General features: G+C 40.3%; 11 protein-coding genes and 1 tRNA gene (1 of these 12 cut by a window edge). 2 read left to right on the forward strand and 10 right to left on the reverse strand.

Translation table 11 applies throughout. The features are described 5' to 3' along the window. From FNH22_RS00040 to rpmH, 3 genes are all read right to left on the reverse strand, one after another. Window positions 1-1,587 carry the 5' portion of a S41 family peptidase gene (locus FNH22_RS00040; protein ID WP_143396240.1) on the reverse strand. 63 nt of this gene lie to the left of the window's left edge, so only the first 1,587 of its 1,650 coding nucleotides appear in the window; the start codon lies at window positions 1,585-1,587; the stop codon falls past the left edge of the window. An 11-nt stretch (window positions 1,588-1,598) separates the two neighbouring features. After that, the gene (rnpA, locus tag FNH22_RS00045) at window positions 1,599-1,979 is read right to left on the reverse strand and encodes a ribonuclease P protein component (RefSeq protein ID WP_143396241.1); all 381 of its coding nucleotides are present in this window, start codon (window positions 1,977-1,979) and stop codon (window positions 1,599-1,601) included. 69 nt (window positions 1,980-2,048) lie between these two features. Next, window positions 2,049-2,204: a 50S ribosomal protein L34 gene (gene rpmH, locus FNH22_RS00050; protein WP_143396242.1), complete on the reverse strand. Its 156-nt coding sequence runs from the start codon at window positions 2,202-2,204 to the stop codon at window positions 2,049-2,051. A 122-nt stretch (window positions 2,205-2,326) separates the two neighbouring features. On the opposite strand from rpmH, the gene FNH22_RS00055 reads away from it, so the two are divergent. Next, window positions 2,327-4,030 carry a M61 family metallopeptidase gene (locus tag FNH22_RS00055; RefSeq protein ID WP_143396243.1) on the forward strand — a complete coding sequence of 568 codons (1,704 nt, stop codon included), beginning with the start codon at window positions 2,327-2,329 and terminating at the stop codon, window positions 4,028-4,030. Window positions 4,031-4,310: 280 nt separating this feature from the next. Here the strand turns inward: FNH22_RS00055 and FNH22_RS00060 are convergent, their stop codons facing one another. The 3 genes from FNH22_RS00060 to FNH22_RS00070 form a co-directional block, all read right to left on the reverse strand. Continuing rightward, window positions 4,311-5,777 carry a caspase domain-containing protein gene (locus tag FNH22_RS00060; protein ID WP_143396244.1) on the reverse strand — a complete coding sequence of 489 codons (1,467 nt, stop codon included), beginning with the start codon at window positions 5,775-5,777 and terminating at the stop codon, window positions 4,311-4,313. Between the two features lie 43 nt (window positions 5,778-5,820). Next, complete coding sequence (locus tag FNH22_RS00065) at window positions 5,821-6,822, reverse strand: adenosine kinase (RefSeq protein WP_143396245.1); 1,002 nt, start codon at window positions 6,820-6,822, stop codon at window positions 5,821-5,823. A gap of 63 nt (window positions 6,823-6,885) precedes the next feature. Next, window positions 6,886-7,737 (reverse strand): glycerophosphodiester phosphodiesterase, encoded by an 852-nt coding sequence (locus tag FNH22_RS00070; RefSeq protein ID WP_143396246.1) that lies wholly within the window; start codon window positions 7,735-7,737, stop codon window positions 6,886-6,888. Between the two features lie 116 nt (window positions 7,738-7,853). Here FNH22_RS00070 and FNH22_RS00075 point away from each other — a divergent pair, with 116 nt between their 5' ends. Then, on the forward strand, window positions 7,854-8,474 hold the full coding sequence (locus FNH22_RS00075) for a DUF6515 family protein (RefSeq protein ID WP_143396247.1): 621 nt from the start codon (window positions 7,854-7,856) through the stop codon (window positions 8,472-8,474). 51 nt (window positions 8,475-8,525) lie between these two features. Here the strand turns inward: FNH22_RS00075 and FNH22_RS00080 are convergent. The 4 genes from FNH22_RS00080 to FNH22_RS00095 form a co-directional block, all read right to left on the reverse strand. Then, a tRNA-Val gene (locus FNH22_RS00080) sits at window positions 8,526-8,603 on the reverse strand. 172 nt (window positions 8,604-8,775) lie between these two features. Beyond that, window positions 8,776-9,057, reverse strand: a complete 282-nt coding sequence (locus FNH22_RS00085; RefSeq protein WP_143396248.1) for a permease prefix domain 2-containing transporter — start codon at window positions 9,055-9,057, stop codon at window positions 8,776-8,778. A 253-nt stretch (window positions 9,058-9,310) separates the two neighbouring features. Continuing rightward, window positions 9,311-9,757: a hypothetical protein gene (locus tag FNH22_RS00090; protein WP_143396249.1), complete on the reverse strand. Its 447-nt coding sequence runs from the start codon at window positions 9,755-9,757 to the stop codon at window positions 9,311-9,313. 22 nt (window positions 9,758-9,779) lie between these two features. Next, window positions 9,780-11,282 carry a SusD/RagB family nutrient-binding outer membrane lipoprotein gene (locus FNH22_RS00095; RefSeq protein ID WP_143396250.1) on the reverse strand — a complete coding sequence of 501 codons (1,503 nt, stop codon included), beginning with the start codon at window positions 11,280-11,282 and terminating at the stop codon, window positions 9,780-9,782. Window positions 11,283-11,299: the final 17 nt, after the last annotated feature.

Below are 11,299 nucleotides of genomic sequence, written 5' to 3' on the forward strand. Positions count from 1 at the left end.
AATATCATCATCAGAATCAAACGAGGCTTTGATACCACCTTTCTCAAGGAAAGCCCTTGAAAGCACTTCTTCTCTTAGCACCTGAAGAATTTCAGTTTTGAAATTTTCAAGGTCAGAATCTTTATTGTGCACAACTTTATTTTTCAAATCCATCAACTGTTGATTGATGTCATCAAAGTACTTTTCCTTTTTGGCAGAACTCTCTAAACTCTCCAATGTTTTTTCCACCGTTGTTGTATAATCATATTCTTTATCCTGCAGCCAATCTTTAAATCCCTGATAGTCCTCTTCTGATAATTCAAAGCCAGGTGTCTTTATTCTTTCCTTATTTTCATAATAAAATTTAGTGGAAAAGTTAAAAATATGGCCTTTGGAAATCAGGCTGATTGTAATAGGCGCAATATAATCACGCTTGACCACCAAATCCGGATCCAGACCTCCCCCATCATATACTGAACGCCCTCTCTTGGTTTTAAACTCCACCTTCAGAGAGTCAGGTACACGGTCTACACTGCCATCTTCGTTCCTATGGGCATAATCTAACGCCTGAATACATCTGCCACTGGGGATATAATATTTAGCGGTGGTCACCTTGAGCTGAGAGTTATATGTGAGTGGCCTGGTAGTCTGCACAAGTCCTTTTCCAAAGGTACGTGACCCTATTAATACCCCTCGATCATAATCTTGTATCACTCCGGATACGATCTCTGCAGCAGAGGCACTACCACCACTTATTAATACCACTAAAGGTATTTCTGTATCTACCGGATTATTTAAAGTCTTGTAAGTCTTGTTCCATTCTACCACTTTACCCTTAGTAGAAACCACCTCTTTGTTTTTAGAAATAAATACGTTTGACACATTAACCGCCTCACTTAATAGTCCTCCCGGATTGTCCCTTAAATCAAGCACGACAGATCCTGCATTTTCATTCTTTAGTTTTTTCAAAGCTTCCGCTACTTCTTTTCCGGCTCCCGGGGTAAAATCGTGTAATTTGATATAGCCAATCTGATCATCTATCATTCCGGCATAAGAAACATTTCCTATAGTGATTTTTTCTCTGTTGAACTCAAAAGTAATCGGGTCTGCCTCTCCATATCTTCGTGCAATGATCTTTACCTTAGTCTTCGCCTGCCCCTTTAACAACGCACTAATCTGGGTAACTGATTTGCCTTTCACATCAACATTGTCAATGGATATTAATTCATCTCCAATTTTAATACCTGCCTTATGCGCTGCAAATTTCTCGTAAGGCATAGTGACAACAATTTTTCCATTGATATTACCTATCAAAGCACCTATACCTGCATACTGTCCGGTGGTAAGTGTCCGAAAGGATTCGATCTCTTCTTCAGGAATAAAGTTTGTATAAGGATCAAGCGACCCGAGCATAGCGTCAATGCCAACACGGATAAGTTTATCCGGTTCAATCTCATCCACGTAATAGGCATTCACCTCCTTAAAAAGCGTGGCGAAGATGTCCAGATTCTTAGCTATCTCAAAATACCTTTCAGTGGGTGAAATAAAGGATAAAACAATACTGGCGAGAAATACAAACCCAATAGTGCGTATTAACCGTGATTTCATTTTCATATCACTCAATTCTTAACGGGTTTCCCGGCAAGACGTTTTAATGAGGCTAATATGCCTTTTTCGATGTCTTTATAGGAAAGAACCTTTTTAGCAGTATAAATATAAGCAATCAGCAGCTTATGACGAATTTCTAATTCATTCTTATTTAGGCGATAGGCCTCGCGTGTGCGTCTTTTGATCCTGTTTCGATCTACAGCTCTCTTAAAAAGACGCTTTGGTACTGAAATAAGTATCTGATGATAATCCGGATCAGCATTATACAAATCAGTACTGTCCAGGAAAAGAATTTTGAAAGGATATATATAAAAAGAGGAACCCTTTTGAAAGAGTTCCGTGATATGTTTCTTTTTATTGAGCCGCTCTACCTTTTTAAAGGTGTTTTTCATATTCGGATTTTTCAAACGGCTGCTATTTGAAAACCCGTTTTCCCTTGAGCGGGAAAAGCAACCGACGTATTACTTATGTGTTTTCTCGTCAGAAACTGTAAGTTTTTTCCTGCCCTTTGCACGCCTTCTGGCGATAACCGCTCTACCGCTAACAGATTCCATTCTGGATTTAAATCCGTGCTTGTTTTTTCTTTTTCTTTTCGAAGGTTGAAATGTTCTTTTCATGCTTATGTTTATTTAACCTTGCAGACAAGATTATTTTTCTCGAATCAATAAATGGGCTGCAAAGATAGGCAGCTTTTTATTATTTACAAATGGTACAACCATTTTAGTTTGACGCTTTGCCTATGGATTACTCCATCTCATACACCAACCCTCTCAGTCATTTTTTGGAAATTAAACTTGTGATCCGCAAAATCACACGCCCTTTCATTGATGTACGGCTTCCGACCTGGAGGCCAGGAAGATACGAAGCAGCAAACTACGCTAAAAATATTCAACAAATCACTGCTCATTGTGGTGATGAGGCTATTGCTATACATAAAATTGCACCTGCACACTGGAGAATACTGTGTGGTCAAATGAATGAAGTCAGCATCCGGTATTTATATTATGCCGATCAAATGGATGCCGGCGCTTCTGTTTTAAGCACCGAATTAGTCTACATTAATTTTGTTAACTGCATGCTATACGTAGAAGACAGAATGGACGAACCATGCCGTGTAAAACTTGATATCCCAACTTCCTACGACATTGCCTGTGGTTTACCTTTCTCCGACCATTATCTCTTTGCCCCGAACTACTATACGTTGGCAGATAGCCCGTTAATGGCATGTAATAAGCTTGAAAAATATGAATATACAATAGGGAAAATCTCTTTTTACCTCTGGTTAAATGGCAAACACACACTTGATATAGAAGGTGTTTTAGCTGATTTTAAAAGATTCAGCCAGGCCCAAATAGACATGGTGGGTGAATTTCCTGAGAAGGATTATCATTTTTTATTTCACTTGCTTCCCTATAAGTTTTATCATGGTGTAGAACATGGTAATTCTACAGTGATCACCATCGGTCCGGGAAAAGAGCTTAATAAAGCCGAATTGTATAACGAGTTTATCGGGGTGAGTTCACATGAACTTTTTCACGCCTGGAATATCATTAAGATCAGACCCAAAGAAATGATGCCTTATGACTTCAGTAGGCCACCTGTTTTTCCTACCGGTTTCGTCGCTGAGGGTTTTACGACTTACTACGGCGATCTTTTTCTTAAAAAAAGTGGTGTATTTTCCTGGAAGCAATACAAACACGAGTTAGAGAAATTGTTTACCCGTCACTTTTTAAACTTTGGGCGCTTGAATAATTCGGTGATTGACTCTTCTCTCGACCTGTGGATTGATGGATACCAACCAGGCGCTCCGCACAAAAAAAGCTCTATTTACGTAGAAGGGGCTGTAATGGCCTTACTTTTTGACCTTCATGCCCGTTATAGTTCAGGTAATAAACACTCTCTGGATGATGTGATAAAGTTACTTTGGGAGCGTTTTGGAAAAACAGGGAAAGGGTATACGATCGATGATATTGAGAAAGTGTGCAGCGAAGTATCGCCAGCTTCAACGAAGCTTTTATTTAATAATTATATCAAGGGTATAACTGATACTCAATTGCTTTTAGAAGAGCTTCTGGCTGAATTTGGAATAGCGCTATCATTTAAAGACAGAGAAAAACCATTTGAAAGTATGCTCGGAGTTAAGCTAACAGAAGTGGCTGATGGCCATAAAGTGGTACTTATGGAACCTGGAGCTCCTGGTGAACAACATTTTTCTTATAATGACATAATCATACGCGCAGATGATTATCCGATAAAAGAATGGCTTGAGGGTTCAAGCCATAAGGAGACTGTACGTATTGAATTGAAAAGAAAAACTGTACATTATTCGTTGACTGTGCCACTGAACGAAACATGGTCCTATCTTAAACTGCCAGTAGTCAATAAAATTGAGGCACCTTCTCCCGAACAGGAAAAAGCTCAAAAACTATGGATGGGTGAATGAATTAGGGTTTCACTGAAAATTCATTTTGATCTCTTCGGGGAAGCGCATAGTGCGAAGAGCCTGGAGCATAACATGTGATGAGGCTGGATGCTGGTAAATGAGGTAAAAGCCGGTTAGACAGGAATGTGCATCAAAGGGGGATGAAAACTCGGACTAAAACCCTTGAAATTTTGCACTTAACATTCATTCTGAGATTTGTATCACCCTCACTATCGAATATACCTTGTTTATTCAAATTGGACGTTTTTCCTGCCAATTTAATTTTCAGAGAAGGGCTGAATTAATGAGATGGAACAAAATAAAATTCTCCTTTAAGAGAGGTTGATTCCCAGGGTACTTGTGATTTATTAGACTTTTCCTCCACTTCCGACCGAACCCTTTTAAACATTTGTTCTATTGTTAACCCAGGTGATTTCATGTATTTGAGAAGGGCAGCAGTATATAGCCCATTACTACCTTGACCATCAGATGCCGTGGTACCAGGTGAAGTAGCATAAGCGATCAGTGAACCTGTGGGAGCATTCATAAAGGCCAGACCATTGCCGTTAGCGGACCTTCGCCAGCTTCTTTCAAAAGGATTATTACGGCAAGCGTCAAGTACTACTATATTCACCTTACTTTCAGCATAGTCCATAAAGGCTAGTACCCGGTCAGCGGCAATACAGTCGTATTCTACCTGTTGTTCGTTTTGCAAATCTGCTTCTACCGGAATCATGTAATTTCGGCCTTTTGACTGGATGCCATGACCTGCATAGTAAAATAATCCAACCTCAGATGATCTGAGTTTCTTTCCAAAGTCATCAATGGCTCTTTTCATATCTGCCTGGCCAAGGTCATAATGCGTGTACACTTCAAAACCTAATTGCTTAAGTGTCAATCCTATTGCTTTGGCATCATTGACAGGGTTTTTCAATGAACCTCCATTCTTATAATTCGAATTACCTATAACCAGCGCTACTTTTTTAGTGTATGCCACATTCGGAACACTATTTTGGGGCACTGTTTTAATCGAAGTGGTAGATGACGCTTTGTCACCGGAATTTCGTATCGTATTACTAGCAGTATGAGATGGAGGTTCCTGGGACAAAACCTTTTCCAGGTTTATAGTACTTACTGAGGCTTGTATCTCAACACCGTTAGTATATATTAATTCCAGGCTGTGGGGAAATAAAAAACCCTGGTAGTTTCTATAATCACTGAAGTTCGTATAGCTGCCATCGGCCATCATTTCCTGCGCTAAAAGACCCGTAGTAACATTATAATAAACATAAGATGACACACCATTAGGTAAAACTTTTTCTATCTGGTGGTAATACTGATAATCGTATGGGTTTTGAATTTGACCTATATAGTTCATTTGTATGCCATGCTCTTTGTAATATAGCTCCAGTAAGAATAAGTTAGCATATTTATTCGTTTCCAGTTCCTCATATGTCATGGGAGTATTTGTACCCATCGCACTGTTAAACCCTTGACGTCCGTCAAATTCTGAACGCGCTATTTCTTGATTATTCGAATAGATGGCCAGCTTAGAAAGGTTTGGATAAGCTGTTTCATACTGCATCTGTATGGGTGTCCCGGAAGAGTAACCGTTTAATACGTACGACAATTTGCGTAATTGTCTTAATTGTGACTTACCTCCTATTTTCTCAAGGTAGTTATCAATAACATCGTCAGCGGTTACCTGAGCTGACACCGTAAAGGCGACTATCAATAAGACGATCGTACCGGGAATAAACTTTCGCATATTGATAGTCAAGTTATAAAATTATGCTTAAAGAACCTGATTGTCAGTTCTCAAAGAGGTGATTCATGATCTCTTTTGTTTGGTGCCATTCCAGGCGCGGACCAAATTGTGACACCACTTTTGAGGATGCCAGACTAGCAATTTTCCCGGCTTCTGCCAAACTGTGTCCATGGGTAATTCCAAATAAAAATGCTCCGGCAAACATGTCTCCGGCACCATTCGTATCGATGGCATCCACTTTATACGATTCAATGTCAATGAACGTATCTCCATCGTAAATTGTAGCACCATTCTCTCCCAGGGTTATGGCAAACCTGCGTGCCACGTTTTTAAGCGCTTCCCTGGCTTCAATTAAGGAACTGGTATCTGTAAAAAGCATAGCTTCTTCTTCGTTGCAAAAAAGCATATCCACACTTGTTCCTATCACTTCTTCCATTTCCGCTTTGAAATATTTGACCATACTTGGATCGGAAAAAGTCAAAGCTACCTTAACACCATTCTCTTCCGCCAGTTCTTTGGCATACTTCATGGCTTTACGCCCCTGTTCGGAAGTAACCAAATACCCCTCAATATAGAGATAATTGGCATCTTTCAATGCTACCTGATCTATTTGCTCTGTGGAAAAAGTAGACGTAATGCCTAAAAATGTATTCATTGTCCGGTTTGCATCCGGAGTGGTCATTACCAGGCATTTCCCTGTAATGCCATTCGGGCTTGTCTCATCGGTTAAGTTGGTATCTACACCGTTTTCCTTTAAATCGCTTAGATAGAATTTGCCCATGTCGTCATTAGCTACCTTACAAGAGTAGAAGGATTTACCACCGAACTGACTGACGGCTATGATTGAATTGGCTGCTGATCCTCCGCACTTCATATTACTGCTGGATAGATTAATCGCCTCCACAAGTTCATGCTGCCTGTCTTCTTCTACCAGCGTCATTAATCCTTTTTCTACTTTATATTTTACCAAAAATGCATCATCCACCTCTGTGACAATGTCTACCAGCGCGTTACCAATGCCGTATACGTCGTATTTCTTTTTCATTTTTTCAGTTTGAACCAGCTGCTAAATTAACAGGGTGTATGTAGAATAAAAAATGGAAAGGTCTTATTCTGTTTTAGGTGATATCAATCCAAGCCCTGCAGCCCGGTTAGGGTAATCGGTAATAATGCCGTCTACTTTCCAGGATAGTAATTTTTTCATGGTAGTAGTATCATTGACGGTCCAGGGAATTACTTTTATACCCTGCCCATGTAAACCGGCTATCTTCTTTTTTGACATCAGCCTGTAATTAGGACTATAAATAGCTGGTTTGATCCCTAAATTGGCCAGGTTGGTGGCTACGGATTTGGTATTTTCTACCAAAGCTGCGAGTCTGACATCAGGATATCTGTTATTCCAGTAACGTAATATTCTAAAATCAAAACTTTGCATCACTACTCTTTCCCAGGGCAGGTATTCGTCAATGAGTTTATAAACTATGTCTGAAAATTCACCTGGTGCAGGATGAAATTTGTTGTCACCTGAAGGACTGCTTTTGATCTCAATGTTATAATCTACTTCGTAACGCGTATAGCTTTTAATGTGTTTTTCAACTGACTTGATGACATCGCTCAACAGGGGCTTTGATACTTTCACTTTTTCCTGTTGCGGAAACCTGGAATGAGTTTTTGATCCGCAGTCATACTTTTTTACCTGATCGTATGTCATATGATAAATGTTCATTTCATTTTTATCATGGCTTAGAGGCTCACCACTGTTGCCCTGGCATATTTCTGATGAGATCCAGGGTTCATGTGAAACTACTACCTTCTTATCCGCAGTGATGACTACATCAAGCTCCAGGGTAGTCACCCCCTGTTCCAGCGCATAAATAAAGGCGGGTATGGTATTCTCAGGCATAATGCCTCTTGCACCTCTATGCCCCTGAATATCTATTTGTTGGGCCGTTGTTTGCATTGAAAAGAGTAGTACAACTGAAATTAAAAAAAAACCATTTTTCTGTTTTAAACCTTTTATACACATCATCATCTAAGCTACATATTATCAACAATAAAGATTGGAGGAACGATATTATGAAAAAATTATTTTTAACAATTGCACTGCTGATAGCAGTTTTTTTTGCACCGCAAGTAGTATTGGAGGCAAATGCACAAACGTCCCGGGACGTTGTGGTCGTTAAAAAAAGAAATGGCCAGCAGAGAAGAACCGTAAGAAGAAGAACCAGGCGAAAGGTAAGACGTAGAGTAACACGGCGAGCACATTACGCTTATCGACACTTACCAAGGTATCGTGCCGTTGTTAAAGTAGCACCAAAAGGTGCTGTAGTAGTTAAAAGAAACAATGTAGTCTATCGCTATCATGACGGTTTATTTTACACTTCCAATAAAAGCGGTTTTATCGTAACCCGGCCCGTAGTAGGTATAAGAGTACGTATATTACCGGCAGCACACCATAGAATGGTAATCGCTAATAATACCTATTATTACTATTATGGTACTTTCTATATACAAAAAGAAAATGAATATGAAGTTACCAGCGCTCCGGAAGGTGCTGTGGTAGATGCTTTACCTGACGGGTATGAAGTAAAGAATGTAGATAACACCGAATATTATGTGCTTGACGGAGTGTATTATCAAGAGGTAGAGACCGATGAGGTCGAATCCGGAGTGGGGTATGAGGTGGTGAGTATCTAATGTATTAAACCAGTAAAAGGCAAAAAGCAACACCGCGATGTTGCTTTTTTTTGGTGGGAAGTACTGGACTCGAACCAGCGACCCCCGCCCTGTCAAGGCGGTGCTCTGAACCAACTGAGCTAACTTCCCATTCATTACTCACGCGAGCAAACTCGTGAAAGCCGGGCGCAAAGGTAAGTTTATTCGTGAACACAGTCAACTATCCGACCTATACTATTTTAGCCCTGTAAACAGGTGCTCTTTGATAGCTGCCAACACGAATTACAGGTCCGTTTATCTTATTCATTTGAATAATTCCTGCCTAGTCCGAAGGATCACTTTTACCAAAACGAGACCTTTCATCTGTTTTATTCAAATGATCGGGCTGCTCAATGTCCGTGCGTATTTTCCAGAAAAGGGGTCTCAAAAAAGAGAATACTTCAATCCAGTAAAGTGCCTTAGCTTGTACTACTCCATGGTTCTTCACATTGTTATAGTAATCTTCTTTGAGGTCATCTTTAATCTCCGAAATCCAATCCGGAGTGCATATTGCCCGTAAGAATCTATCGGCTAGCTGTGGGGGGTTGGGGATATGATCTTTCATTCCACCTATTTGTTATCTGTGAGTTAAAAGTTACCTGAGAGAACGATCCATTTTTAAAAAACAGAAAAATGCAAATGCCTATTCTGTTCAATGAACTTCAGATAATATTCATTTTAGGTGATGGGTCAAAGTAAAAGTGTTACCATAGAACATAAAGAACAAGGGGTTCAATTCCCTTGCTCTTTATGATTTTTTGTCATTACAAACTAACCTGACCTGAAGGTTTGTAAACCTCCGCTAAAATGTCAGGCTCTCATTCAACCGATACTGCTAATCGATTAGGAGATCTTGCTATAGACCCATCTGACAGATCTGCAACAAAAGCATAGGTAAATACATCATTTTCTTTTACCTGATCCACGTTTACATCCAATGCCAGCAGTGTCTCATTAATACTTACCACCACATTTTCCTTTGCATTTACGGTCTTTAATGCAATATCCTCCTTGTCTTTGTAGCTGACCAGGATGTTGATACCACTAAGTGTTGTATTTGTGGCATTGGTCACTCCCAAGGTGAAATTAACAGCTGTTCCATTATTTATTTCCTCAAAGTCAAAAGTGTCTTGTCCAACCTCATCTAGTGTGACTATTGCAGAAGGCTGGGTACTAAACCCTTGAGGATTATCTTCATCACAGGCCGTTATTAATCCTAAAACGGCTATGAGAACGATCATTATATTCAAACTATTTAGTTTCATTGTATTTTATTTATGTCCTTTTTTATTGATCCCACCATACTCTTTCCAGCAGAGTAACATCTTTGCGCGGAATGCCAGGTCCGGCCGACAGGCTTTTTGAATTAAAATTGATCTCACTCTCCGGATGAGGCAACCTTCTGGGTCTTACACCAATGGTTAGATTTGTAGTAGGTGTAATGAAGTCATCAGGAAAACCTGTCCGTCTCCAATCAAACCAACCTTCTGCCGGATTAACGAAGTTGGAAATGTACTTCTGTTCTATAATCCGTGCCAGTGTTCCATCAAAAGCTACAGATGTTTGAACCAGATAGCTTTCTATAGCAGCAGCACTTATTTCACCTATGATGCTTCCCCTGTCTGTAGATGTTAGCAAATTAACTTCCGGCTTACCGGCAGTGGTAGTGTTCAATCGTTGAAAGTCAGCTCTAACGGCACTGTTGTAAGCGGTCTCGGCAGCACCTGCATTGTTAGCACGAAGCTGTACTTCTGCAATGGTGAACAAAACCCCGGCAGCAGTTATGAAAGGTACCGGAGCATCGGCAGCTGCAAAAGCTGCACCGATACGAGAATACTTACTTCTGCCTGAGTCGTCATCATCTAATCCACTCACTTTACCAGCAATACCTATTGCATCGTTATTTGTGACGGGTTCGAAAAAAAACGGTATACGTGGATCGTTCAATCCCTCAAGTCGCTGTAAAAATTGAGCGCTAAGTGAGTTATCCTGGAAACCGCTCAGATTGTCCAGCTGATACATCGGGTTCTCTTGTGTGGCCGTTGCAAAGAAAGACACTTCGGCATTCTGCGAATTTTCTGAGATCAGCGGTGGGTTTGTATTCAAGAAAGCAATAGCTGCATCAGGTGTCCTTTTACTGGTCCTGTTCAATAGTCTTAGTTTTAAACTATTTGCAAATCTTATCCACAAGTCCGTGTCTCCCCGGTATATAAAATCATCTGTACCCGGGGATTGAGATGAATTTCGTCCAAGGTCCACGATCGCCTCATCCAGCATAGCAATCAACTGAGGATAAATACTTTCCTGCGTATCATATGCCGGCGTGATGTTGTCAATCACCTGCAATGCCTGACTAAATGGAATATCTCCAAAGCTATCGGTTAACATGGCATAGGTAAGGGCTTTTAATACTTTTCCGATCCCCACATATGTAAAGCTCTCTTCTTCAATCGCTTTCGTCTCCATTTCCAGAATATCCTGTAAAACACCGGCATACAGTTCTGTCCAGATCCTATTGTTATCAGGAAGCTGAATATCCCATTGGTCATAGCGCAGATGCTGGTTTCTGTGGCCAGAATAATAGTGCACAAAATGAGCCGGGATCCTGGCATGGAGACCTCCGTAAACAAATGCCAGTCTGGCCTCTACAGCCGGTAGAAGAACGGATACCGGTACGTCAGTAGGCCTGTTAGGGTCTTCATTAACGTCCAGAAAGTTATCATCGCATGAAGCTGTGATCAATAAGAAAAACAGCAACAGCACATTATAATATTTTATATTTGACTTCATTAGAATCTTGATTTTTT

The organism is Fulvivirga sp. M361, from assembly GCF_007097395.1.
In the GTDB taxonomy this organism is placed as follows: domain Bacteria; phylum Bacteroidota; class Bacteroidia; order Cytophagales; family Cyclobacteriaceae; genus Fulvivirga.

What these genes read in the sequence shown, in the direction of transcription:
- FNH22_RS00060 (WP_143396244.1), bottom strand. Translation starts at nt 5,777, where the DNA reads ATGCGAAAGTTTATTCCCGGTACGATCGTCTTATTGATAGTCGCCTTT.
- FNH22_RS00055 (WP_143396243.1), top strand. Translation starts at nt 2,327, where the DNA reads ATGGATTACTCCATCTCATACACCAACCCTCTCAGTCATTTTTTGGAA.
- FNH22_RS00070 (WP_143396246.1), bottom strand. Translation starts at nt 7,737, where the DNA reads ATGCAAACAACGGCCCAACAAATAGATATTCAGGGGCATAGAGGTGCA.
- rnpA (WP_143396241.1), bottom strand. Translation starts at nt 1,979, where the DNA reads ATGAAAAACACCTTTAAAAAGGTAGAGCGGCTCAATAAAAAGAAACAT.
- FNH22_RS00095 (WP_143396250.1), bottom strand. Translation starts at nt 11,282, where the DNA reads ATGAAGTCAAATATAAAATATTATAATGTGCTGTTGCTGTTTTTCTTA.
- FNH22_RS00075 (WP_143396247.1), top strand. Translation starts at nt 7,854, where the DNA reads ATGAAAAAATTATTTTTAACAATTGCACTGCTGATAGCAGTTTTTTTT.
- rpmH (WP_143396242.1), bottom strand. Translation starts at nt 2,204, where the DNA reads ATGAAAAGAACATTTCAACCTTCGAAAAGAAAAAGAAAAAACAAGCAC.
- FNH22_RS00065 (WP_143396245.1), bottom strand. Translation starts at nt 6,822, where the DNA reads ATGAAAAAGAAATACGACGTATACGGCATTGGTAACGCGCTGGTAGAC.
- FNH22_RS00085 (WP_143396248.1), bottom strand. Translation starts at nt 9,057, where the DNA reads ATGAAAGATCATATCCCCAACCCCCCACAGCTAGCCGATAGATTCTTA.
- FNH22_RS00090 (WP_143396249.1), bottom strand. Translation starts at nt 9,757, where the DNA reads ATGAAACTAAATAGTTTGAATATAATGATCGTTCTCATAGCCGTTTTA.